At 39.4% G+C, this 24,466-nt stretch carries 17 protein-coding genes, 2 pseudogenes and 1 other annotated feature; of the genes and pseudogenes, 7 read left to right on the forward strand and 12 right to left on the reverse strand.

The window, feature by feature from the left end; genetic code table 11:
* Window positions 1-91: 91 nt before the first annotated feature.
* On the reverse strand, window positions 92-520 hold the full coding sequence (yciA, locus tag AC4IFO_RS20560; protein WP_206086120.1) for an acyl-CoA thioester hydrolase YciA: 429 nt from the start codon (window positions 518-520) through the stop codon (window positions 92-94).
* A 292-nt stretch (window positions 521-812) separates the two neighbouring features.
* On the opposite strand from yciA, the gene AC4IFO_RS20565 reads away from it, so the two are divergent.
* Complete coding sequence (locus tag AC4IFO_RS20565) at window positions 813-1,010, forward strand: YqaE/Pmp3 family membrane protein (RefSeq protein WP_490737206.1); 198 nt, start codon at window positions 813-815, stop codon at window positions 1,008-1,010.
* A 56-nt stretch (window positions 1,011-1,066) separates the two neighbouring features.
* Here AC4IFO_RS20565 and AC4IFO_RS20570 read toward each other — a convergent pair whose 3' ends face one another.
* Entirely contained in the window at window positions 1,067-1,624 is a 558-nt protein-coding gene (locus tag AC4IFO_RS20570; protein ID WP_490737208.1) for a septation protein A, read from the reverse strand.
* A gap of 225 nt (window positions 1,625-1,849) precedes the next feature.
* Here AC4IFO_RS20570 and AC4IFO_RS20575 point away from each other — a divergent pair, with 225 nt between their 5' ends.
* Window positions 1,850-3,649, forward strand: coding sequence for a SulP family inorganic anion transporter (locus AC4IFO_RS20575; protein WP_490737210.1), 1,800 nt, complete (start codon window positions 1,850-1,852; stop codon window positions 3,647-3,649).
* Window positions 3,650-3,713: 64 nt separating this feature from the next.
* Here AC4IFO_RS20575 and AC4IFO_RS20580 read toward each other — a convergent pair whose 3' ends face one another.
* Window positions 3,714-4,469: a YciC family protein gene (locus tag AC4IFO_RS20580; RefSeq protein WP_490737212.1), complete on the reverse strand. Its 756-nt coding sequence runs from the start codon at window positions 4,467-4,469 to the stop codon at window positions 3,714-3,716.
* 416 nt (window positions 4,470-4,885) lie between these two features.
* On the opposite strand from AC4IFO_RS20580, the gene ompW reads away from it, so the two are divergent.
* Complete coding sequence (gene ompW / locus AC4IFO_RS20585) at window positions 4,886-5,521, forward strand: outer membrane protein OmpW (protein ID WP_490737214.1); 636 nt, start codon at window positions 4,886-4,888, stop codon at window positions 5,519-5,521.
* Window positions 5,522-5,844: 323 nt separating this feature from the next.
* Here the strand turns inward: ompW and AC4IFO_RS20590 are convergent, their stop codons facing one another.
* The 9 genes and pseudogenes from AC4IFO_RS20590 to AC4IFO_RS20630 form a co-directional block, all read right to left on the reverse strand.
* Window positions 5,845-7,524: a ShlB/FhaC/HecB family hemolysin secretion/activation protein gene (locus AC4IFO_RS20590; RefSeq protein ID WP_490737216.1), complete on the reverse strand. Its 1,680-nt coding sequence runs from the start codon at window positions 7,522-7,524 to the stop codon at window positions 5,845-5,847.
* 535 nt (window positions 7,525-8,059) lie between these two features.
* A complete protein-coding gene (locus tag AC4IFO_RS20595) occupies window positions 8,060-10,219 on the reverse strand; it encodes a filamentous hemagglutinin N-terminal domain-containing protein (protein ID WP_490737218.1) in 2,160 nt (719 codons plus the stop codon).
* Window positions 10,220-10,991: 772 nt separating this feature from the next.
* Window positions 10,992-13,148, reverse strand: a complete 2,157-nt coding sequence (locus AC4IFO_RS20600) for a two-partner secretion domain-containing protein (protein ID WP_490737220.1) — start codon at window positions 13,146-13,148, stop codon at window positions 10,992-10,994.
* A gap of 503 nt (window positions 13,149-13,651) precedes the next feature.
* Entirely contained in the window at window positions 13,652-14,458 is an 807-nt protein-coding gene (gene trpA / locus AC4IFO_RS20605) for a tryptophan synthase subunit alpha (RefSeq protein ID WP_490737222.1), read from the reverse strand.
* Window positions 14,458-15,648: a tryptophan synthase subunit beta gene (gene trpB / locus AC4IFO_RS20610; protein ID WP_490737224.1), complete on the reverse strand. Its 1,191-nt coding sequence runs from the start codon at window positions 15,646-15,648 to the stop codon at window positions 14,458-14,460. The genes trpA and trpB overlap by 1 nt, the downstream gene beginning before the upstream one ends.
* 61 nt (window positions 15,649-15,709) lie before the next feature.
* Entirely contained in the window at window positions 15,710-17,086 is a 1,377-nt protein-coding gene (gene trpCF / locus AC4IFO_RS20615; RefSeq protein WP_490737225.1) for a bifunctional indole-3-glycerol-phosphate synthase TrpC/phosphoribosylanthranilate isomerase TrpF, read from the reverse strand.
* A gap of 1 nt (window position 17,087) precedes the next feature.
* Window positions 17,088-18,080 (reverse strand): annotated as a pseudogene (gene trpD / locus AC4IFO_RS20620) (anthranilate phosphoribosyltransferase); the annotation flags it as partial.
* Between the two features lie 67 nt (window positions 18,081-18,147).
* Window positions 18,148-18,721: pseudogene (locus AC4IFO_RS20625) on the reverse strand (glutamine amidotransferase-related protein); the annotation flags it as partial.
* Complete coding sequence (locus AC4IFO_RS20630; protein ID WP_490737227.1) at window positions 18,721-20,295, reverse strand: anthranilate synthase component 1; 1,575 nt, start codon at window positions 20,293-20,295, stop codon at window positions 18,721-18,723. The pseudogene AC4IFO_RS20625 and the gene AC4IFO_RS20630, both read right to left, overlap by 1 nt.
* 26 nt (window positions 20,296-20,321) lie before the next feature.
* Window positions 20,322-20,424 (reverse strand) — a sequence feature (Trp leader region).
* Between the two features lie 141 nt (window positions 20,425-20,565).
* On the opposite strand from AC4IFO_RS20630, the gene rnm reads away from it, so the two are divergent.
* From rnm to aphA, 4 genes are all read left to right on the forward strand, one after another.
* Complete coding sequence (rnm, locus tag AC4IFO_RS20635; protein ID WP_490737229.1) at window positions 20,566-21,462, forward strand: RNase RNM; 897 nt, start codon at window positions 20,566-20,568, stop codon at window positions 21,460-21,462.
* A gap of 148 nt (window positions 21,463-21,610) precedes the next feature.
* A complete protein-coding gene (locus AC4IFO_RS20640; RefSeq protein ID WP_353241579.1) occupies window positions 21,611-22,231 on the forward strand; it encodes an L-threonylcarbamoyladenylate synthase in 621 nt (206 codons plus the stop codon).
* A 165-nt stretch (window positions 22,232-22,396) separates the two neighbouring features.
* Window positions 22,397-23,314 carry a 23S rRNA pseudouridine(2605) synthase RluB gene (rluB, locus tag AC4IFO_RS20645; protein WP_219247776.1) on the forward strand — a complete coding sequence of 306 codons (918 nt, stop codon included), beginning with the start codon at window positions 22,397-22,399 and terminating at the stop codon, window positions 23,312-23,314.
* A 352-nt stretch (window positions 23,315-23,666) separates the two neighbouring features.
* On the forward strand, window positions 23,667-24,380 hold the full coding sequence (gene aphA, locus AC4IFO_RS20650) for an acid phosphatase AphA (protein ID WP_225819487.1): 714 nt from the start codon (window positions 23,667-23,669) through the stop codon (window positions 24,378-24,380).
* The last annotated feature ends 86 nt before the right edge of the window (window positions 24,381-24,466 follow it).

Below are 24,466 nucleotides of genomic sequence, written 5' to 3' on the forward strand. Positions count from 1 at the left end.
AACTATAAAACGCCCAATGAAGTTCATCGGGCGTTTTATGACTGAAAAGTTGTCAACCTATATCAGGACTAGTCAAGGGAGAATAAAACCGTTACTCAGTGATTTGCTCAGAACTGGCCAATTGAAAGTGCTGCTTTTCGGTTGGCAACTCCCGCGGGGTATTGTCATCATTTACTGCCACATAAGTAAAGACAGCATCAGTTGCGCGGTAGCGCTGGCCGACAGGTTCAGTTGCGACCTTTTTCACCCACACTTCAATATTAATCGTAATTGAGCTTTTACCCGTTTTTAAGCAACGTGCGTAGCAACAGACGACATCGCCAACGGCGACAGGTTTTTGAAATTTTATGCCATTTACAGCGACGGTAACAACACGGCCGAGTGCAATTTCTTTTGCAAGAATAGCACCGCCAATATCCATTTGTGACATTAGCCAGCCACCAAAAATATCGCCATTGGCATTTGTGTCCGCTGGCATGGCTAGGGTTCGTAAAACCAATTCACCGTTTGGTAATTGCATATTTAACTCTTATTAAAAAAGGGAATAAAAACGTCTAGTTAGCTTTTATAGCAAATTACTGATACTCAAGTAAACTCTAAGTACTGACTTATTACTCAAGTATCGCCAATAAAACGTATTAAGCCAATAAAATACAATAAATAGAGCAGAACATCGCCGTATAGGGTTTAATTTCGACGGAAAGTTAGAGTTATGCAAAGAAAACGCTAGAAGTGTTTTTTGTATTTAGTCAATTGATTAGATTGCCTATACTTAAACCGTAAATCTTTAATGAATATTTTGGGGAGGGTGTATGAGACTCATTTTGGCAATATTATTACCATGGCTGCAATTTTTTACGATTGGACGTCCGTTTGCAGGAATAATTTGTTTGATTTTACAACTGACGTTAATTGGTTGGTTACCCGCTGCTATCTGGTCTGTATATGCATTATCGCAATACAATACGGATAAAAAAATTGAAAAGGCGTTTGGACAGAGAAGATACTAGGTTAAAAAAAACCTGCTAATCAAATTAAGCAGGTTTTTTATTACCCAGATAAATGATCACTCTTCGTGCTTTTCAACTGCTTCTTTGGTCATATTTTTGAAAATATATACTACGCTTAACACAGTAAAAATCAGTGTTCCCGCAGTGAGCCCAAATACTTTGAAATTCACCCAAATATCTTGAGCCATCCAAAAGGCGACATAAATATTTAAGACTGCACAAAAAACAAAGAAGACTGCCCAAGCGCTGTTAAGCTTGTTCCAATAACTGTCAGCTAATTTAATTTCTTGATTACTTCCTAGCATGCGTTGAATGAGTGGTTTTTCAGTAAACCACTGGCTGAATAATAACGCGATTGCGAATGCACCATAAATAATAGTGACTTTCCATTTAATGAATGCATCACTGTGGAAAATGAGTGTTAAGGCAGCAAACCCCATCACAATAGCACAGGTAATTTTGGCGACTTTTTCGACTTTCTTATAAATAAGATAAGTGGCTAACAACGCGAGCGGTGTCGTTACCATTAAGGCACCACTAGCGTAAAAAATGTCATATCGCTTATATACGATGAAAAAGATAATCAGAGGGATAAAATCAATAAGTTGTTTCATAACAGTGAATACAGCGCCTCAACGTCAAGATAATAGAGTAGTTTAACCGATATTGGCATTAATTGTTAAAAGTTTGCACCTTTTTACCAATAAACATGCCTTGTTACCAATCATATTTGCACAATTTTACTATTATTTGACTTACTTCTAGATAAACTTTATTAGTTCGGCTATAAATAAGGTTTTAGATATTTTAACTTACTAATTTATAGGTGTTTTTCCCCAATGATAAAGGCGAAGCTATTTGTCTGGATGCCAGGTTTAAAAACGCTGTTTAACTACCAGCTTTCAGACTTAGGACCTGATGTGAAAGCTGGGTTGTCAGTTGCGGCAGTGGCGTTACCTGTTGCAATTGCTTATGCCGAATTAATGGGGGTAAACGCCATTGTTGGTTTATATGCCTGTATCCTCCCGATGTTTTTTTACGCCTTATTTGGTACCTCGAAGCAATTAATCATCGGCCCTGATGCGGCAACTTGTGCTGTTATTGCGGCTGCTGTTGCGCCGCTAGCGATGGGGGATGAAAATGTTCGCTGGCAGTTAATCATCGTAATGAGCTTAATGACGGGGATTTGGTGCTTGATTGCAGCACGATTCCGTCTAGGAACCTTTGCGGATTTCCTCTCTCGTCCGATACTCCAGGGCTTGCTAAATGGCGTGGCACTAACCATCGTCGTGAGCCAAATCGGTAAAATTTTTGGTATTACCACATTACCTGCGGGTTTTATCGAACGTCTTATCGCGTTTCCTCAATCGATAATGCAAACGCATATGCCAACCTTATTGGTTGCAGTGGCAACATTGGCAATCACATTGGTTATCAAACGCGTGCGTAGCAAGTGGCCATCATTATTGATAGCAATGGTTCTTGCAACAGTAGCGAGTATTGTTTTTAACCTTGAGCAATATGGTATTAGCATTGTTGGGGATTTAGGGGAAGGGTTGCCTTCTATACCCATGCCTGAGTTTCCTCCGGGATTGCTGCGAGACCTAGTGATCCCCTCAATGAACTTGGCGGTGATTAGCTTTGTGAGCTTTATGATGACGGCACGCAGCTTCGCGAGTAAAAATGGTTACGCCATTGATGCCGATCAGGAACTACGTGCGTTAGGGATAGCCAATATTGCCTCTGCGTTTTCCCAAGGCTTTGCGGTGAGTGCAGCAAGCAGTCGCACTGCGGTTAACGATATGATGGGTGGGAAAACACAACTGGTCTCTATTGTTGCGGCATTAACGATTTTAGCCGTATTGTTATTTTCTATGGATTTATTGGAATATATTCCGATGCCTGCATTGGGAATGGTACTGGTTGTTTCTACTTTCTCATTAATTAGTTTTCGCAGCATTTTATCCATGCGCAAGCGTAATAGAGAAGCCTTTTTCTTATGTGTCTTTACGTTAGTAGCTGTGCTGCTCGTTGGGCTAATTAGTGGTGTAGGTTTAGCGGTATTATTGGGTTTATTGCAGTTTATCCGCGTGATATTTAGGCCGACTGACCAGCAACTTGGTGTGGATGAGCAGGGGATGCTTCATTCAATGACATCAGATAATGATATTCAACCCATCGAAGGCGTATTAATTTACCGTTTTAATTCTCCGCTGACCTACTTTAATGTGAATTACTTTAAAGAGCGGCTGAATAAGCATTTAGATAACCAATTAAAGAGACCTGCTTGGGTTATCGTCGACGCCGCAGTGAGCTTTACCCATAATGATGTAAGTGTATTCTCAACCCTTAATGACATCGTTACGTCTTTGAAAGCAAAAGGTGTTACGTTGGTGTTGGCAGGGCGCCGTACATCAATTAAGCGTTGGCTAGAACAAAACAAAATTACGCGTTCAGATGATGATTTATTAGTTGTGCCCGATATTTATTTTGCAATTCGCTTGATTCAAAGTAAGCAACAAATTCAAATTAAATGTGTTGAAGAGAGAAAAGCCCAAGAAGAGATGAGTGCTTTAGAGCAACAAAGTAATTGTGAAGATATTGATGAACAACTTAATTTGAAATCAGAAAATAATTAAGATATTTCTCAATTGATTGCATCAGGAGAAAGGGAGCTATTTGGCTCCCCTTTTTAAATCGAAATTAAGCGTTTTTATTCACTAACATGTATAAACGATAGAAATAAATTAAGGCGAAAGCGGCAACAATATTATTTAGCAAGAATGAAATGCCGTTGAGGACAATATGGTTCATCTGTAAGCTGCTTAATAACACGCTCACGAGCATTTGTGCTGCCATCCAAATTAAAATCATGGGTAGGGCAACACGCCAGTTTGCATAGGCCATTTTCCAGCTTTTACCCATGGCACTAAACGGATTTGTTTTTTCACTAATCAAGATGGCCGGCGCAAGAGAAAAGCCAATCGCCAGAACAATACCCGGAAGTACCATGATTGTAATACCGAGTTGAATAAGAAGAGAACAAACAACAAGTAACAAAAACATTGAAGGGGCTTTGCCTAACGAAGCACTAAGTGCCTGCGTTGCAGTCATGGACTCACCACGTGACATCCCTGCTATATAAGACAAAACACCGCATATAAGCACTAAGCTTCCCAGTGTGACAGATAAAATTAACCCAAAGGAAACTCGGAGAATACTGCTTTTATCTTGTTCTGAAAGACCTAAGATCCAGTCTTGTAAGCCTGCGTTCCCTGACTCAATCATTTGGTTCTGCGCTTGAGCCAGCACACCAATCATCTGTTCATTTGGGATCATCATTGCGTAAATCACGAGACTCACTGCCGTTGCTAATACAACGATAGTGAAGAGGCCACTCAGTTGATTTTTAAAAAAATTAACGCTGTCACTGATGAGTGAGTTGGCCGAAATGGACATTTAACTGCTCCTATCTACAAACGGGATCAAAATTTTAATGCAATTGTAACCGAGTATTAGGCATAGAGGTAGAGAAAGATAAGAAAATTCGGAAGGTTAACGTGAATACTAAAGAGAAATAGCCTCAAAATAGAAACAAATAAAACTGTAATTCTAATGGAATGTACTTAAATTGCATTTCAAATATATGTTTAGTATATGGAGTAAATATATAAAAATAAGAATCAATATTTTATTTTGTTAGTTATTTTCCAAAAATTGATTTAAATCAAAATTAAAAAAAGAATAGATGGAATAATAAAACTATATTTATTGGATTACCTATAAATTGGTAAAAGATGTGATCTTGATTTGAACATCAATTTATATAATGCGGTATATTTTACTAAAATAAAAACACAGGAATGGGATTGATAATGAAAAAACTCACTGCGCTTGTATTAGCAGCTGCTACTTTAGCTCCAGCTGCTTCTATTGCTCATGAAGCTGGCGATTTTATTTTCCGTACGGGGACTGCTACAGTTCGCCCAAATGCGGGATCTGAAAACGTATTAGGTTTAGGTTCATTTGATGTTAATAATAATACGCAATTAGGTTTAACCTTTGGGTATATGATCACTGATAATATCGGTGTGGAATTATTAGCGGCAACGCCATTTGAACATAAGGTAGGCGTTGGCCCATTAGGTAATATTGCAACCGTTAAACATTTACCACCGACATTAATGGCACAATATTATTTTGGTAGCAAACAAGATAAACTGCGTCCTTATTTAGGCGCAGGTGTTAACTATACCTTCTTCTTTGATGAAAAATTTAACTCAACAGGTAAAGCTAATGGCTTGTCTGACTTAGATTTATCAAGCTCGTGGGGCTTTGCCGCACAAGCAGGTATGGACTATATGCTAACTGATAACTGGATGTTGAACGCATCAGTTTGGTGGATGAATATTGAAACGGATGTTAAGTTTAAAGCGGGTGGTAAACAGGAAAAAATTGACACTCGTTTAGACCCATTTGTATTTATGTTTGGGGCAGGTTATCGCTTCTAATAAGTTTGATAGGATGCAATACAGGTTAATACCTGAATTCTGATGGAATAGAGTGCAGTAGGAAATCCGGGGATATTTATATTCCCGGATTTTTCGTTTTTCATCTTATTAAAAATACACACAAAGCTGTAACAATTAAGCTACATAAATAGATTTTAAATTTAGTGTGAATCCTTCTTATTTAAGGGATTAAATTTATAAAATTTTAAAGAGCGAAATGATAAGTCTATTTAATAAAGTGTGGTAACAGTCACGAAATTAAATAGAAAACCAAATGTGGAGTAAGCAGCATTTGGTTTTAAGTATCAGAGTTTAATTATCGTTTACCAAAACCATTGAACATTTAATCCCGCATTGACGCTATTGGTCTCATATTCATCGGGCTTATACAGTGGGGCGCCTAAAAATAAATCATAACTGAAGATATTCACGTTCCCACGCATACCAATTGCCGTTCCTAGTAGTTGATCATCGGAATAAAGACCAAGTGGGTAGACTCCACCAAATACGCGGCCATAATCAATCGCATAATAAGGATAGAATGAAAAGCCAGGAATATAAAAGTTAAACTCATTCCTCAAATAAAAGCCTTTATCGCCAATAAGCGAAAACTCTTCATCAAAACCACGTACTGTCCACCGATTACCCAACGAAAACTGGTCTTGAATGGTCAACCTATCTTTGGTGTATTGCAAAAAGAATTGCGGGTTATAACTCATCACGAAATCGTCAAAAGGGATTGGGATCATACCCGAAACATCTAGGGTATACACACGAGCCATATGGCTTGCATCACCGTATTTCATGTCCCAACTTTGCTCGGCGCCTAACCAAGGAACATTACGTTGATAATTGAGGGAAGCATCCAAGGTGGCATTATCAATATTTTGTCGATGATTTACGCCAACTTTAAACGTGGTTAAGTTGCGCTCTTGAGATAAGAGTTTAACATCTTCAAGTTTGTATTCTGATTTCCGCTTAATTAACTGAATGGATGCGGTATCTTTGAATGTTTGCCCACGTAGAAAAACATTACTGGCGGTGGCATTGTAATATTTACTGTCACCACGATATTTATAACTGACGATGTCTTTGATGGTTTGTTTATAATCACTTTTACTGGCATAGAGAGAAAAAAGCCAGTAATTGTAGGGGACAGCATAGTAAATTGCAGCATTACTTGTACTGTTTCGTTCCTGGTTTTTCAGGTTTTTTCCCGCGGAGATATACACAGTGTCATTTAGGCTGGTTAGGTTATTACCATAGATGGTGACACCAACTTGGTCTTTACCTGTTTGGCGACTGCCTGAGTTATTGTAATAACCCCCGACGTTAACATGGGGGGATTTTTCCCTTTGGATAGTAATATCGGATGTTGAAAACTCTTTCCCCGGAGATAATTCAATATTTGCTTTAGCGCCAGGAATACGCTCCAAGTTTTCTAAACCTTGTTCGATATCGCGAATATTAAGAATATCGCCTTCTTTTGCGGGCATGATTGCACCCAGTGTAATATAGGTATCGCTATCTTCAGATAACTTTACGTTAGCAACTTTGCCGGGAATAATTTCTAACGTCAAAATACCCTCGCTGATATTTTGTTCGGGAATATTCACTCGAGTGGTGACATAACCTGATTTAATGATGTTATCCTGCAAGCCTTTAGCGAGTGTCTCGACACCTTTAATTCCAATGCAGACACCAACAACTTGGTTTGCATAAGCTTCGAGAGGGCGCATTGATGGTAATTTTGGTTCAGAGACGAGAATAACTTTTTTCATATCAAAACAGTGTTCTTCATCGTCAAACAACAAAATATTATTTGCCCGTTCTTGCTTTTTTCCTAAAACATCTTTGGCCTCTAACTGAGTTTGTTGTTGACGAGATTTGTCTTGGCTAATCTGGTTATTAATTTGCTGATTAACGGCCTGAGAGGGATCGCCTGCAACATAAAACGGAAAAGTGAGCAGAGTACTGGATAAAAAAAGAAAACGAAAATTCATGTTCACCACTTTTATTCATAAATGAAAACTAAAAAATGACATTAATAATATTTTTTAGATAAAAATTTATTATTTATTAAATGAGATTTCTCTTATTTTATCTGTAATTATTGGAGCGACCTTTCATATATATATCCCTATGTTTTTTTGATGAAAATAAGAGTTCCATTAGGCTACTAACATAATAAATTATGCGATGAAACTGGTTCTAATAAAAATTAATTATATTAATTAAGGCTGAAAACTAAATGAAAGTGCTTAGTGTTGATTAATTTAAGATAGCAATGCAATCTTTGGTTTTATAATTAATACTCTGTTATATCAAATGGTTAAGTTAAATCCCGAAATGGAGTAATCAGGTATTTTTACTTATATCTATATCTTTAAAATAATAATGAAAAATTGAGATGATTAGATAAATTTAACTAAAAATAATTTTGATTGAGGGGGGTTAATTAAAGGTGGCTGATTTTTATTTTAAATAGCGTGATTAAGAGTGATAAAAGAGACCAGAAGGTCTCTTTTATTTTGCTAATTAATAAAAGTTTGGAGTGTTAAGAATGATTGTTGAGCCTAAAATCTGTCCATATGGGCTATTGTAAATTACAGGGCTTGTAATTTTAGTTGTGCCTCTTGAACTTAAGCGACCACCATTGTTCTCAATATAGCTTAATGCGTTGATCGTTAAATCTTTACCTGCAGCGATAACACCAGAAGAAGTATTGTCTAAATCACTTACACTTAGTGTTGTTGTGTTATCACTTGTGATTTTACCATAGCGGTTGTTTAACTCATGTCTCAAGTTAATATTGATGTCTCCTTTGTTACCCGCTCTTTCTGATATTTCAGCAGAGATAATACCAGAGAAGTTATTTAAATAGCTGCCTTTAATAGTAACTTCACCATCATGAGCATAAATACCGCCTGTTCTTCCTGCAACGCCAAGTTTGCTTGCATAGCTATTGAACCCACTGGAATAGCTATTATCAAGTAAATATGTATTGATAACCACGTTAGAATCAGCATCAATTAAGCCACGGCTGTTCGATACACTGTTTGCTTTAATATCTAAGTTATTTCCCTTAATGTAACCATATTGGTTATCTAAGGTATTAACATCAAACTTAGATTTACCAGCACCTGAGATTAAAGTACCTTGGTTTTTAATGGTGTTGGCTTTAATGTTTAACGCTTTACCACTATTAATCGAGGAGTCAACAGTGTTTGTCAGTGCATTCGATAAGGTAATATTTGTCTGACCATTTGTGGTCTTGATGAGTGCTTTTTCATTTTTTAATGTCTGGGCATCAATATCAATACGACGTTTGGCGACTATTTCACCATCATAGAAATTGACGACTTGATTGCGAGCATTGATGGCAATATCTCGACCTGAAATTGTAGAGTTACCATTGAAAAGGTCAGATGAATTGATTGTGACATTATTACCAGCTCTAATTCCAAGATTATCTGGGTTATTTACACTCTTTCTCCGATCATTTGAGTCATTTGTAACTTGGCCAGTTGTATTAATCGTGATATCACCGCGATTAGTTTTTATAGATCCCTCGAGGTTATCTAAATTTCTAGCAGTAAGCACAATGTCTTGGTTAGCACTGATGATACCGTTACCATTTTCAATATTTTCTATTGTATTTAGTTTAACACTACCACCAGTTGATTTGATTTGGCCTTCATAATTATATAACTGGTTATGTGTAGTATTAATATTAATATCATCATGACTACTAATTAAGGAGTTGTTGTAAAAATTTGATCCAGAATTAATATTGATTTTGCCATTTGCACTTATCTTCGCATTTTGGTTGTAAACAATACCGCTAGAATTAATATCGACACCGCCAAAACCAGCTGAGATATTTCCGTAATTAGAAACGCCAACACCACTTTCGTTTGAAACTAGGGTGATTTTATCTGCGTACATGCCGCCAAGTGAGGATACGTCAATACCTACACGTGTTTTTTCACCAACACCTTTGACTTTAGAAACGTATTTACCCTGAGCATCAACAAAGTTATTTCCTGCAACAATGTTGATTTCTTTTGCATTAAGTTCACCTCGGATTACCGCTGAACGGGCAATAATATCGGTTGGAGAATCAGATTGTAAGCGGCTGTTGATGATGATTTGGCCTTTTTCAACGTTGTAGCCTACAACCTCATTACCTGAAATAACAGGTTTACCTGTCGTTAAAGTGACTCGTTCCGTATTGATAAAACCACAGTTATTACACGTAATACCGGATGCGTTAGCGACAATAACTTGTGCTTTTGAACCTGCCACTTCTACCATGCCGTTGAGGGTGCTTGCTTTGGTGGAGTTAACTTCATTTAGAATAACTTTGGCAGGTCCATTACCATTGCTGAGGTTAAGGTTACCATTTATTTGGCCACCCAGAGTAGTGTTGGTATTGGTTGTACTGTTATTCAGAATAACGCCTTTTCTATCAACATCAAACTGGCTATAAATGTTATGAGAAACACCTTTATCGGTAGCACCTTTGATATGTACGATGGTAGGGCCATTATTTTGGTTCATAACGCCAGCACCATTAGTATTGACGATCGCTGCCTGAGCGACAGAAGCAGAACCTAAAATAACGCATACACTTAAAAATAGAGGGTTAATCTTCAGTGTTGGATGGCAAATAGATTTATTTCTAATATGTTTCATAAATATCCCTAAAATTGACTATAGATAAAATTAAAAATAGTTAATTAAAATTCCATTAAAGCGTAAGGATTATGCGTTATTATTATTTTTAATAAAATTTAATTGTGCTTAAGTTGATTGGTGGAATTATTAAAGAAATAAAATATGCTCGTGTGGGAAATAATGGTTTTTTGTATCTCGATAAATTCAAATGCCAATTTAATCATGGCGTTATGATTACGCTTAAATGGATATGTACGTGTTATTACTCGGGTAATAGCACGTATATATAGTATTGAAAAATAAAACAACTATGCAGTGTTATTTATGATTGTAAGGTTTACTTGGTAACTTCATTGTTTATATTTATGATATTTATTTTTTTAATGTTAATAGTAAAAACATGAAAAAAATAAAATCAAACTAGATGAATAAATTAACAATTAATCCTAAAATCGTGTATTAACTAATTGAAATTTCATTCGATTAGTTGGATAGCTAAATTTTGAAACATGATGCCCTGGTACGCTATCTAAGCCCGCGAATATAAAAATGTAAACATAATTTATCAGGCTAAGAGATAAATTTAGCAATATCAGTCGATGAAAAATAAACCCCAAACTGGTGTGGTTGGGCGTTTTTATTTAATTAATTTTTTAGGTAAAATGATTTATTACGCTTTCTCATAAAACCATCTTAAATGGAGCTATTTTTAAATAAATAGAAACTGATTAATTGAACCTAAATGATACTGTATCATAGAAAGAAGAGGCCGGAAGGCCTCTTTTACTAATTAGTAATAATTAGGTGTGTTTAAAATAATAGTCGAACCCAAAATCTGTCCATATGGGCTATTGTAAATTACAGGGCTTGTAATTTTAGTTGTTCCATTGGAACTTAAACGGCCATTATTATTATCAACACGAGTAAATGCATCGATGATTAAATCTTTACCTGCATGCACTAAACCTGAATAAGTATTGTTTAACTTATTTACATCTAATTTTACGGTATTTGCACCTTGGATTTTACCATAGCGGTTATCTAAATCATTTCTCAGCTTAATACTGATATCACCTTTAGCACCGCTTCTATCACTCATATTTGCAGTGATAATACCAGAATAGTTATTTAAGCTGTTTGCATTGATGGTTACTGCACCATCTTCAGCGTAAATACCACCTGTTCTACCTGCAACACCGAACTTGCTTGCATAACCATTAAAACCGCTTGCGTAGCTATTATCCAGAGTAGTTGTGTTGATAACAACATTATTATCAGCTGTAATCAAACCACGGTTGTTTGTGACATTTGTTGCTTTAATATCTAAGTTAGTTCCTTTGATGTAGCCGTATTGGTTGACTAAGCTATAAACATCAAATTTAGATTTCCCAGCACGAGAGACTAAAGAACCTTGGTTAGTAACGATATTGGCTTTAATATTTAACGCTTTTCCACTGTCTATTGCCGCATAACCATTGTTTACGAGGTTATGAGATAGCGTGATATTCGTTTGGCCATTGGTGCTTTTGATCAACGAATTGCTGTTTTGCAATGTTTCTGCATCAATATCAATACGGCGTTTTGCTGCAATTTCACTGCTACTATCATTAACAATTGCAGTACGTGCATTAATCGCAATATCACGGCCTGAAATTGTTGAATTACTATTTACTAATTTACCTGCATTAATAGTAACGTTATTGCCTGCTCTGATCCCGCGGTTATCTGCATTAATAACGTTATTACGTAAGTTGTAATAGTTTTCAATGGTGCCTGTTGCACGAATATCAATGTCACCACGGTTAGTTTTGATTGAGCCGTTAGTGTTAAGCAGGTTAGTTGATACGAGATTGATATCTTGTTGTGCATCTACAATACCACTGCGATTATCAATGTTTGAAGCTGTTGTTAGATTAACGCTACCACCATTAGATTTAATTTGACCGCTAACATTACTTAAGATTGCATTATTGGTATTAATATCAATATCGCCATTACTCATAATTGTTGAGTTATTGTATAACCCTGAGTTAGTTTTGATATTAATTTTGCCATTTGCATTCATTTTGGCATTTTGGTTATAAACAAGGCCTTTTGAATCGATATTAATGCCACCAGAGCCTGCAACCATGTTGCCATAGTTGGATACACCAGTACCACTTTCAGTTGAAACTAACGTAATTTTATCAGCATACATGCCGCCTAATGCGGACACATCGATACCAACTCGTGTTGTCGCACCAACACCTTGAACATTAGTGACGTAATTGCCTTTTGCATCAACAAAGTTATTACCCGCAACAATATTGATTTCTTTAGCATTGATGTCGCCACGGATCACCGCAGAACGCGCAATAATGTCAGTTGGGGAATCGGATTGTAAGCGGCTATTAATGATAATTTGGCCTTTTTCAACATTGTAGCCAACCACATCACCACCTGCCACGATAGGCTTACCCGTCGTTAAAGTGGCACGTTCGGTATTAATAAAGCCACAGTTATTACACGTAATACCGGATGCGTTAGCAACGATAACTTGTGCTTTAGTACCAGCCACTTCTACCATACCGTTGAGGGTACTTGCTTTGGTTGAGTTAACTTCATTGAGAATAACTTTAGCAGGGCCATTACCGTTATTTAGATTGAGGTTACCATTGATCTGGCCACCCAGTGTGGTATTCGTATTAGTTGCACTGTTATTCAGAATAACGCCTTTCTGGTCAACATCAAATTGGCTATAGATGTTATGAGAAACACCTTTATCGCTTGCACCTTTGATATGAACAATTGTAGGGCCATTATTTTGGTTCATAACACCAGCACCGTTAGTGTTGACGATCGCAGCTTGTGCGACAGAAACAGAACCTAAAATAACACATACACTTAAAAACAGAGGTTTAATCTTCAGCGTTGGTTGGCTGATAGATTGATGATTTAGATGTTTCATACATTTCCCTAAAATAGACTATAGATAAAATTAAAAATAGCTAATTAAAACTCCATTAAAGCTTAATAATTATGCGTTATTATTATCTGCAATAAAATTTAATTGTACTTAAGTTGATTGAGGGGGATGTTAAAAGAATAAAATTAGCTCATGTATTGCATATTGGTTTTTTATATCGCTTAAGTTTAAAATGGTATAAAAATCAATAAATTAAATATACTCTGAAATGGACAGTTTAGGGGTTATTACTCGGGTGATAACACGTAAATATAATATTAACTAATAAGCCAATCATTTAGAGTTATTTATGTATACTAAGGAAAGGTACTTGATTTAATTATTGATATTGATAATTCTGATATTTTTGAAAACTAATAATAAAAAACACTGTAATAAACCAAAAAATACAGATACGAAATGAAATGACTAATCCGAATATGGTGTATTTTTTTATTAAAGAAAAAACCACCCAATAAAGTAGGGTGGCTTAATCTTTAAATATATTATTTCTGTGTTGCGTTTTTCATTTTTCTGACAAATTCAGTCAAGGCTTTTAGCATGACATCTGGCTGATTAAGATTGTTTTCAATAATTTTAACTACAGCAGAACCTGAAATAGCCCCCGCAGCACCACTTTTAATCGCTTCAGTGACTTGCGCGGGTTCAGAAATACCAAAACCTTGGAGTGCAGGAGCTGCCTGATATTGCTTCAGTTTATCGACCAAGTGGGTTAATGGCATTTGAGCGCGTTGTTCAGTGCCCGTCACGCCAGCTCTTGATAATAAATAAGTATAACCACGACTATGCTCGCCGATTTGTTGCAATAAATCATCGTCACCATTAGGTGGGCAAATGAAAATAGGCGCAATATCATGGGCGAGGGCGGCTTCACGAAAGGGTTTGGATTCGTTCATCGGAACATCTGCAACTAAAACAGAATCAACGCCTGCTTTCTGGCAGCGAATATAAAAGTTTTCAATGCCATTTGTAAATACAAGGTTTGCATACACTAATAAACCAATTGGCATGGTTGGGTGTTTTGCGCGAATACGACTGAGTAATTCAAAGCATATTGTCGGTGTAATTTCGCTTTTAAATGCGCGTAAGTTGGCATTTTGAATTGTTGGGCCATCCGCCAGCGGGTCTGAGAATGGAATACCAATTTCCAGTGCATCAGCGCCACCTTCAATTAAAGCATCAACAATTTTCAGCGATAGTTCGGCATCGGGGTCACCTAAAGTGACAAAGGGAACGAAAGCACCTTGGTTTAGGTTATTTAGACGTTCAAAAAGTTGGTTGTAACGTTCCATTAGATTTCCCCTTTGCTAGCTAAAATATCATGCACAGTAAAAATATCCTTATCACCACGACCTGATAAATTGACAATTAATAATTGCTCTTTATTGGGTTCCTGCTCTGCCATTTTTAACGCATAAGCCAAAGCGTGTGAGGATTCTAATGCAGGAATAATGCCTTCTTTACGAGATAACAGCTTAAATGCATTTAATGCTTCATCATCCGTAATAGAGACATATTCAGCGCGTCCAATACTGTTTAAATGCGCGTGCTGAGGCCCAACAGAAGGGAAATCTAAACCTGCTGAGATTGAATATGATTCTTCTATTTGTCCCTCGCTGGTCTGCATCATTGGCGACTTCATTCCAAAATAGATACCAACGCGACCATGTTTTAACGGCGCGCCATGCTGCCCTGACTCAATCCCTAAGCCCGCAGGTTCAACGCCAATGAGGTCGACATTTTCTTCAGGGATAAAAGAGGCAAACATACCAATTGCATTGGAGCCACCACCAATGCATGCAATGACGGCATCGGGTAAACGGCCTTCTTTTTCAAGAATTTGCTGTTTCGCTTCGTCACCAATCATGCGCTGAAATTCGCGCACGATGGTTGGATAAGGGTGAGGGCCTGCCGCAGTACCCAGTAAATAATGTGCTTTATCATAGCTACCAGACCAGTCTCTCAGTGCTTCGTTACAAGCATCTTTAAGGGTGGCAGAGCCACTGTGGACAGGGATAACCTCTGCGCCCATTAATTTCATTCTAAACACATTGGGAGACTGGCGCTCAACGTCTTTGGCTCCCATATAAATACGACATTTCATATTAAGCAATGCGCAAGCTAACGCTGTGGCAACACCATGCTGTCCCGCACCCGTTTCAGCAATAATCTCTGTTTTACCCATGCGTTTAGCCAGTAACGCTTGGCCCAATACTTGATTGGTTTTGTGTGCGCCACCATGAAGAAGGTCTTCACGCTTTAAATACAACTTTGTTTTGGTGCCTGCTGTGAGGTTTTTGCACAGCGTTAACGCTGTTGGGCGACCTGCATAGTTTTTAAGGAGGTCATGAAATTCTTTGATAAATTCTGCATCGTCTTGTGCGGCAATAAAGGCATCTTCTAATTGATTGAGTGCAGGGATTAAAATCTCTGGCACATATTGCCCACCAAACTCACCGAAATACGGATCTAATTTGCTCATTATTTGTTATCCATCTCATCAGTTAAAACGTAATATATTGGTTTAGTCTTATCATTTCGCTTTATTGGACTGTCGATTCAGCCAGTAACGTTGATAACACTAACTTAATTTTTTGCTCACTCTTAATGCCAGGTTCAATTTCGACACCAGAGTTAAAATCGAGGCCATTGCACAGCAATTTAGCGGCTTGAAGGCAGTTTTGTGGATTTAATCCACCCGCTATCATTAACTTCTGTTTTGTGGTTGTTGGAATAGCGGACCAATCGAAGCTTTTCCCTGTCCCACCTTGGCCGTTATCGAGTAAAAGTACATCGATATCTGGCACTTCGTATTCAGCGGGGTTAGTTTGCGACATATCCAATGCTTTCCATACTTCACAATAACTTGGTAGATTGGCGCGAATTTCCTGAATATATTGCAGGTCTTCATTACCGTGTAATTGCACGGCAAAAAGCGCTAATTTTTCCGCGATATGGGCGACAAAATCGACGGATTGGTTACGGAATACACCAACATATTTTAAAGGCGCAGAATGTACGATACGCTCAGATTGTGACAGTGTCACTTTGCGAGGGGAGGATTCAGCAAAGATTAACCCTCCAAAACAAGCGCCAGCGTCGAAAGCCGTTTTTGCATCTTGTTCGCGAGTCAAACCACACACTTTATGCTCACCGACCAGCAATTTTTGCAATGCTTTTGCGAGGTCATCTTGCTCCATCAACGCGCTACCAATCAAAAAGCCGTTAGCATATTGGCTAAGGGATTGAATATGCTGATGTAAATGAATGCCAGACTCACTGATCACAATCGTTTCTGGTGCTAAACGTGGTGCTAATTCACGAGTTCGATTTAAATCAATAGATAAATCGCGTAAGTCTCGGTTATTAATTCCTACGACTTTAGACTTTAATTTAATAGCACGCTCAAGTTCTTCTTCGTTGCTCACTTCGGTTAAAACACCCATATTGAGTTGATGGGCAACATCCGCTAAAGCCATATATTCTTCATCATTTAATACTGATAACATCAATAAGATAGCATCAGCTTGATAATGGCGAGCAAGGTAAATTTGGTATGGGTCGATAATAAAATCTTTGCATAAAACAGGCTGTTTAACTGTATTACTGACAATGGTCAGGTATTCCATATTCCCCTGAAAATACTTTTCGTCAGTGAGAACGGAAATCGCAGACGCATAAGGCGCATAGGTTTTAGCAATGACTTCAGGGTCAAAATCTTCACGAATTAACCCTTTTGATGGAGATGCCTTTTTACATTCCAAAATAAAGACAGGGCGTTTAGCGCGTAATGCGTCATAAAAGCTACGTTGGCTTGGCTGTAAAGTGGAAAAAAAGCTCTCTAAGGGTTGTTTCGCTTTGCGTTCAACAAGGTAAATAGCTTTATCATCAACAATTTTTTGTAATACTGTCGCTTTCATTTTATTGGTTCCTTGCAGCGAGCGCGGTGACTCGGTCGAATGATTTGCCGCTGCGAATAATCGCGAGAGCATGTTCGCTATTTTGTTTTAAATCTTCATGGCCGTTAATTCGCATTAACATCGCCACATTAGCTGCGACGGCAGCTTCATGAGCGGCTTTACCATGCCCTTGTAACAACTGGGTTAATAGAACACGGTTTTCTTCTGGTGTACCGCCTTCTAAATCACGTAATTGATACGGTGCTAAGCCAAAATCATCCGCAGTTAATTGGTAATGATGCAGTACGCCGTCTTTTAATTCAGCAACTTGGGTTGTGGCATGAAGCGAAACTTCATCCATCCCTCCACTGTGTACCACAGCTGCACGGGTAAAACCAAGCATATCTAAGGTTTCTGCCACCGGTTTGACGAGTGATTCTTGATAAACACCAATTAACGCGATAGGTGGGCGAGCTGGGTTGATTAATGGCCCAAGGACGTTAAATAATGTCCGTGTTTTCAGTTGTGAGCGAACAGGCGCTGCATGGCGAAAACCACTGTGGTATTGCGGTGCGAATAAGAAACATACCCCTAAATCGTCTAAGGTATCACGGGCACTTTGGGCACTTAAATCAAGGGCAATACCAAAGGCGGCTAATAAGTCCGATGACCCAGAGCGACTGGATACACTGCGGTTACCATGCTTAGCGACTTTTATTCCGGCCTCAGCGGCAACAAATGCGCTAGCGGTTGAGATATTAATACTGTTTGCGCCATCACCACCGGTTCCTACGATGTCACTGAACTGATAGTCAGGGCGCGGGAATGGCTGAGCATTTTCTAGGCAGGCAAGGGCAGCACCTGCAATTTCTTGCGGTTGTTCACCGCGCATTTTCATGCTGATAAGCACAGCGGCCAGTTGTGGCTCAGTCAATTCACCTTGAATAATGGCATTAAATAAATACTGACTTTCTTGTTGTGTAAGTGGCTGCGCTTTGAATAATTTATCATAAATGTTTTGCATAATTGGCTCTCTATATCCCGTTAGTGCGAATGAGTAGTGGTGCTTGCATTGGGTGTAGAAAGAGCCCACGCCACGGTATTTTCTAACAACTGTTTACCTAGCGTTGTTAAAATAGATTCAGGGTGAAATTGGAACCCACATACTCTGTCTTGCTCATTTCGCACGGCCATGACCATTCCGTTGGATTGCGCACTGATTGTCAGTGTTTCAGGAATTTGACTACCCACTAAAGAGTGGTAACGTGCCACGGAAATAGGATTTTCGAGATCAGCAAACATCGCTTGCCCATCGTGGGTGGCAAGGGACGCCTTACCATGTAAAATCTCACCTGCGGAAGAAACAACGCCGCCGTACGCTTCAACGATGGCTTGGTGACCTAAGCAAATCCCAATCACAGGAATTTTGCCAATAACCTGTTTTAAAACGTCAGGCATAGAGCCTGCTTCGCTCGGTTTCCCCGGGCCTGGCGATAATACTAAAATCGGCGAGCTCATTTGGTTTAAAACGGATAAAATATGCTCTGAGCTCACGGTATTACGGTAAATAACCACTTGGTGGCCACTTGCGCGTAATTGATCGACCAAGTTGTAAGTGAAAGAATCCACATTATCGAGCAGTAAGATATTCGCCATTAGAATAACTCCTTCACTTGGTGAGCTTGGGCAATTGCACGGATCACTGCGCGTGCTTTATTACGCGTTTCATCAGCTTCTGCTTGAGGTGATGAATCCAGAACGACACCACCGCCTGCCTGCACGGTTGCAATGCCGTTTTCGACATACGCTGAACGGATGACGATACAGGTATCGAAATCGCCTCTGCCATTGAAATAACCCACCGCACCACCATAGGAGCCACGACGCTGTTGTTCATATTGCGCAATTAATTGCATGGCTTTCACTTTTGGTGCTCCCGTTAATGTGCCCATATTCATACAGGCTTGATAAGCATGAAAAACGTCCAAATCGTGGCGCAGCGTCCCGACGACATGGGAAACTAAGTGCATCACAAAGGAATAACGATCGACTTTGGTTAAGTCTGCGACATAGCGGCTACCAGCCTCACAGATGCGCGCGAGGTCATTACGTGCAAGGTCAACCAGCATGATGTGCTCAGCGAGTTCTTTTGCATCGGTACGCATTGACAGTTCAATTCGGCTGTCTAAATCAAGGTCGATATCCCCTTGAGTGTTACGACCGCGAGGGCGAGTACCGGCGATAGGGTAAATTTCTACTTTTCGGTCGCTGGTGGCATATTTCAACGCGCTTTCTGGTGATGCACCAAACAGCGTGAAATCCTGATCTTGCATATAAAACATATAAGGACTTGGGTTTTGCGCCTTTAGTTTTTGATACGCAATCAGTGGATGCGAACATGGCATAGTGAATTTACGCGATGGCACCACTTGGAAGATATCCCCACAATAAATCGCTTCTTTTAAGGAGGTGACAATAGCGCAATATTCTTGGTCATTTTTACTCAAAGTAACTTGGAAGTTAGGCTCACTTTGCAAAGGCAGTGCAGGTAAAAATGGGCGGCAAGACACAATAATTTCATTGTGACGATATTTAACAGAGTCCAGCGTTTGTTCATCTTGGCTGAAAATGCAGCTTTTTATACGCGCCGCTTGGTTTTGATGGTCGATCACTAAATAGTGTTCTGCCACAAAGAAACAGTAATCAGGGCACTGATTGACTGCCTTAACATCAGGGATAGATTCAAAGTTTGCTACAAGGTCATAAGCAAATAATCCGCCCACAAATACCGTTTCTGGTTTAGTGGAGTAGGTTTGCGCTAGGGCCGGCAATGCACGTAACACGTCTAAGCATGATGCTGCTTTTAAGCGGCTATCTTCATCTAAAGCGGCGTTAGGCTGTTCAAAGGTGACAGTCAATAACGTGGTTTCAATAGTGTGGGTGGATATCAACCCAGAAAGCTGTTCTAACAGCAAAGGTAGCAAGGCTTGGCCATTTAAGGTTAATGCTTCAACTTCGACGCGTTGGCCAAAAGCGCGAATACGCAGCGCACTATTAACAATCAATAAACTTTGTAAGTTAGCTTTATTATTGATTTCAGCAGACTCCAGCAACATGGTTGATGGAACGGAATCACATAAGTGATTAAATAGCAGCGTAGGATCTGGCTGATAGTTAATTGGGCTATCCAGATACGTAAAATGTGCTAATGTGGTGTTTTGTTTGTTCATTTTGTTGCCTTAAGCTAATTTTAGACATTAAAAAACCCGCCGTATGAAGGGCGGGTTTGGCACTGAGGCATGGTTTAACTATGCGTGTGCGGCTTCCGCCCAATTTGGGAAGTCACGCCACCAACGATTTGTTAAGTTAATTAAAGCCATAATGTGCCTCACTGGATAAACTGAATAATTTTGGCTGCAAGCCATCTTGCGTACTAGTAAACTGGATCGCCTTGAAAGTGTCAAGTACTTTGTTAATTCTTTAGGAAAAAATAGCTATTTATGGAAATTGGAGACGATATTACCTTGCAACCAGCGTCGACACCGTTACTCACACGCTACGACTTACATAGCCATACGACAGCTTCTGATGGGGATTTAATGCCAGAGGCGTTAATCGAGCGAGCGATTGAAAAAGGCATCAATGTTTTAGCGATCACTGACCATGATACGTGTGAGGGTTTGCTGCAAGCGAGACAATATTTACGCGATAACGAAAAGCCGATTGAGTTAGTTAATGGGGTGGAAATTTCAACATTATGGGAAAACATTGAAATCCATATTGTTGGTTTAAATTTTTCCCCAGAACACCCTGCAATGCGAGCGCTCCTTGCTGAGCAATCGGCTCGGCGCGAAGAACGCGGTATTGAGATGGGGCGGCGCTTACAAAAAGCGGGTATTGAAGACGCGTGGGATAATGCAAAAAACATATCGGGTGGTGGGCAGGTGACACGTGCGCATTTTGCGCAATATATCGTGAAAATTGGCAAAGAAAAAACCATCAACAATGTATTTAAACGCTATTTGTCTAAAGGCAAAACCGGTTATGTGCCTGCAACATGGTGTAGCATTGAAGCTGCCATTGAGGCTATCCATGCCGCAGGTGGTGTGGCCGTTTTAGCTCACCCGTCTAAATACCAACTTTCAAACAAGTGGTTAAAACGGGTCATTGCGTATTTCAAAGAGCATGGTGGCGATGCAATGGAGATTTCCCATTGCCAACAACCTGCTAATGAAAAACAGTATTTAGCCGAGCTAGCAAAAAACGCCGATTTACGAACCTCTGTGGGCTCTGACTTCCATCGTCCTTGTTCTTGGATTGAATTGGGTCGAAATCTTTGGTTACCAAATGACGACCAAGCGGTTTGGACGCTGTGGAATGAGGTAAAAAACAGCTAATTCGTTGATGTATTGGTAGGTCGGTGTAAAATAATAAGAGACAGAGAGTGATTAGCTTAAAACTATCCACTCCATTGAACAAAGAGATAGTGCCATTTTTAGGTGTTTTGCCGGGTGATGCTGTCGATACCAAATTGTTGAGGTATATATGAGCCAGTTTTTTTATGTCCATCCGGATAACCCGCAAGCTCGGTTAATCAGCCAAAGTGTTGAGATCCTAAATAAAGGCGGCGTGGTGGTTTATCCTACAGATTCAGGTTATGCCATTGGTTGTCGTTTAGAAGAAAAAGACGCATTGCAGAGAATTTGCCGTATCCGCCAGTTAGATGCTAACCACAATTTTACGTTAATGTGCCGTGATCTTTCTGAGCTTTCTAACTATGCACACGTGGATAATACGGTATTTCGTTTAATTAAGAATAATACCCCAGGTAATTACACGTTTATCTTAAAAGCCACCAAAGAAGTACCTCGCCGTTTGATGAATGAAAAACGTAAAACAATTGGTTTGCGTGTTCCATCAAACCCAATTGCGCGTGACTTATTGGAAGCCGTCGGTGAGCCACTGATGTCAACGAGTTTGATTATGCCAGGTGATGATTTTACTCAATCTGATCCAGAAGAAATTCGTGATTTATTAGACAAACAAGTGGACTTAGTGATCCACGGTGGTTATATCGGCCAGAAACCAACCACAGTCATTGATTTCACTGATGATACTCCGGTTGTGGCACGTGTTGGCACTGGTGATCCGTCGCCATTTGAATAAAACAGGCCGTTTAGGCATCGAAAGTGCGATAACGTGATAAATGGTAGGGGTTCAGGGGAAACCTGTGTATAATGCGCGGGTTTTCAAATTCATGACTTTTTGCGCTCGTTTTTGTACTAGGCAAAAAGTTATTTGACGCCTGTGAAGGCGACAGTAGAGGGTTACATGAGCGCTAAACCGCAAAATACAGAGAAATTACAAAAAATCCTTGCTCGTTCTGGGCATGGTTCACGTCGTGAAATCGAAACCTTCCTGCAAGCAGGTCGGATCAGCGTAGACGGAAAAATCGCCACTTTGGGCGACCGTGTCGAAGTCAAAGCATCAACTAAAATTCGTTTAGATGGCCGTTTATTGGCAATCAAAGAAGCTGAAAAAGAAATTTGCCGTGTGATGGCGTATTACAAACCTGAAGGTGAGTTGTGTACACGTCACGACCCTGAAGGTCGCCCAACGGTCTTTACACGTTTGCCAAAACTGACAGGGGCAAGATGGATTGCTGTTGGTCGTCTTGATGTGAATACCAGTGGATTGCTGTTATTTACCACTGACGGTGAGTTAGCTAATCGCTTAATGCATCCAAGTCGTGAAGTCGAACGTGAATACGCAGTGCGTGTTTTTGGTGAAATTAACGATGCAAAAATCCGCCAGTTGACCCAAGGTGTTCAACTTGAAGATGGTCCCGCCTCTTTTAAAACCGTCTCATATCGAGGTGGTGAAGGGATGAATCAGTGGTATAACGTCACCTTAACAGAGGGACGTAACCGTGAAGTTCGTCGTTTATGGGAATCCGTAGGTGTGCAAGTTAGCCGTTTGATCCGTGTGCGTTATGGTGATATCGATTTACCAAAAGGCTTACCGCGTGGCGGCTGGACTGAGTTAGGTCTGGAACAAACGAACTACCTGCGTGAATTAGTTGAGTTGCCAGTTGAAACTGAAAGCAAAGTTGCCGTTGAGCGCGATCAACGTAGAATTAAAGCGAATCAAATTCGCCGTGCTGTGAAACGTCACACTCAAGTGGCTTCACGACCTGCATCTAAGCGCCAATCTTCAGGGCCGACTGCTAAGCGTCGTACACGCATCTAATTTATTGCGCTGCTCTTATTAAGAAGCGATGGCATAACACCATCGCTTTTTTTATCCTTAAAAATAATAAGTTAGCTTGTGTATTTAAGCGTAAATTGCTGGCTCAGTTCACAGAATCACAATACCTATCTGTAATAGATAATTAAAATGAGATGTCTATCTCATTTTAATGTAACAAAAAAACTTAACATCAAGCCCTATGTGAGATTTAACTCACATAATTGCTGCAAAACGTACTTATAAACTCCAGAACACTATAAGCAGCAACGTCTATTACTTACACGAATAAATGTGGTTTATCCAAATGAATAAAGAATGGTTTATACGTGGATAAACTCGATAAGGATAAAAGATGAAAAAAATAACACTGACGCTGAGTGCGGTTGCATTAGCTTTAACGTTTACGGCAACATCTCAAGCTAAAATTCCAATGCCAGAAACCGTCAGCCCGGGCGTTACCGTTGTTGAATTAGCACAACAGCAACCTATTCATTGGGTTTCTATTGAACAAATCAAGCAAAGCCTAGAAGGCAAAGCGCCAATGGCCGTAGGTTTTGATATCGACGATACAGTGTTATTCTCTAGCCCAGGCTTCTACCGTGGTAAACTTGAGTTTTCCCCAAATGATTTTAGTTATTTGAAAAATCAGCAGTTTTGGGAAAAAATGAACAATGAGTGGGACAAATTCAGTATGCCAAAACAAGTGGGTATTGATTTAGTCAAAATGCACTTAGACCGCGGTGATACCGTTTATTTCATTACAGGGCGTACGAAGACAAAAACTGAAACGGTCACTAAGTATGTTCAAGAGGGCTTAGCTATCCCTGCGGATAAAATGCAACCGGTTATTTTTGCTGGCGATGAGCCGGGTCAAAATAATAAAGTAAGCTGGATGCGTGATCACAAACTGACTATCTATTATGGTGATGCAGATGCGGATATCGCAGCGGCTCATGAGTTAGGTATTCGCGGTGTTCGTATTTTACGTGCGGCAAATTCATCTTACCAACCGCTGCCAAAAGCAGGGCGTTTTGGTGAAGAAGTCGTGATTAATTCAGAATTTTAATTAAATTTTGTGACTAGTCCTGATATAGGTTGACAACTTTTCAGTCATAAAACGCCCGATGAACTTCATTGGGCGTTTTATAGTTT

It is taken from the genome of Providencia sp. UF-224 (assembly GCF_058245955.1).

Excerpts from the sequence above, each read along its gene's own strand:
- yciA (WP_206086120.1), bottom strand. The coding sequence starts at position 520 with ATGCAATTACCAAACGGTGAATTGGTTTTACGAACCCTAGCCATGCCA.
- trpB (WP_490737224.1), bottom strand. The coding sequence starts at position 15,648 with ATGAGCAAATTAGATCCGTATTTCGGTGAGTTTGGTGGGCAATATGTG.
- AC4IFO_RS20575 (WP_490737210.1), top strand. The coding sequence starts at position 1,850 with ATGATAAAGGCGAAGCTATTTGTCTGGATGCCAGGTTTAAAAACGCTG.
- rnm (WP_490737229.1), top strand. The coding sequence starts at position 20,566 with ATGGAAATTGGAGACGATATTACCTTGCAACCAGCGTCGACACCGTTA.
- AC4IFO_RS20570 (WP_490737208.1), bottom strand. The coding sequence starts at position 1,624 with ATGAAACAACTTATTGATTTTATCCCTCTGATTATCTTTTTCATCGTA.
- AC4IFO_RS20600 (WP_490737220.1), bottom strand. The coding sequence starts at position 13,148 with ATGAAACATCTAAATCATCAATCTATCAGCCAACCAACGCTGAAGATT.
- AC4IFO_RS20630 (WP_490737227.1), bottom strand. The coding sequence starts at position 20,295 with ATGAACAAACAAAACACCACATTAGCACATTTTACGTATCTGGATAGC.
- AC4IFO_RS20580 (WP_490737212.1), bottom strand. The coding sequence starts at position 4,469 with ATGTCCATTTCGGCCAACTCACTCATCAGTGACAGCGTTAATTTTTTT.
- trpA (WP_490737222.1), bottom strand. The coding sequence starts at position 14,458 with ATGGAACGTTACAACCAACTTTTTGAACGTCTAAATAACCTAAACCAA.
- aphA (WP_225819487.1), top strand. The coding sequence starts at position 23,667 with ATGAAAAAAATAACACTGACGCTGAGTGCGGTTGCATTAGCTTTAACG.
- AC4IFO_RS20595 (WP_490737218.1), bottom strand. The coding sequence starts at position 10,219 with ATGAAACATATTAGAAATAAATCTATTTGCCATCCAACACTGAAGATT.
- rluB (WP_219247776.1), top strand. The coding sequence starts at position 22,397 with ATGAGCGCTAAACCGCAAAATACAGAGAAATTACAAAAAATCCTTGCT.
- AC4IFO_RS20565 (WP_490737206.1), top strand. The coding sequence starts at position 813 with ATGAGACTCATTTTGGCAATATTATTACCATGGCTGCAATTTTTTACG.
- AC4IFO_RS20590 (WP_490737216.1), bottom strand. The coding sequence starts at position 7,524 with ATGAATTTTCGTTTTCTTTTTTTATCCAGTACTCTGCTCACTTTTCCG.
- AC4IFO_RS20640 (WP_353241579.1), top strand. The coding sequence starts at position 21,611 with ATGAGCCAGTTTTTTTATGTCCATCCGGATAACCCGCAAGCTCGGTTA.
- trpCF (WP_490737225.1), bottom strand. The coding sequence starts at position 17,086 with ATGAAAGCGACAGTATTACAAAAAATTGTTGATGATAAAGCTATTTAC.
- ompW (WP_490737214.1), top strand. The coding sequence starts at position 4,886 with ATGAAAAAACTCACTGCGCTTGTATTAGCAGCTGCTACTTTAGCTCCA.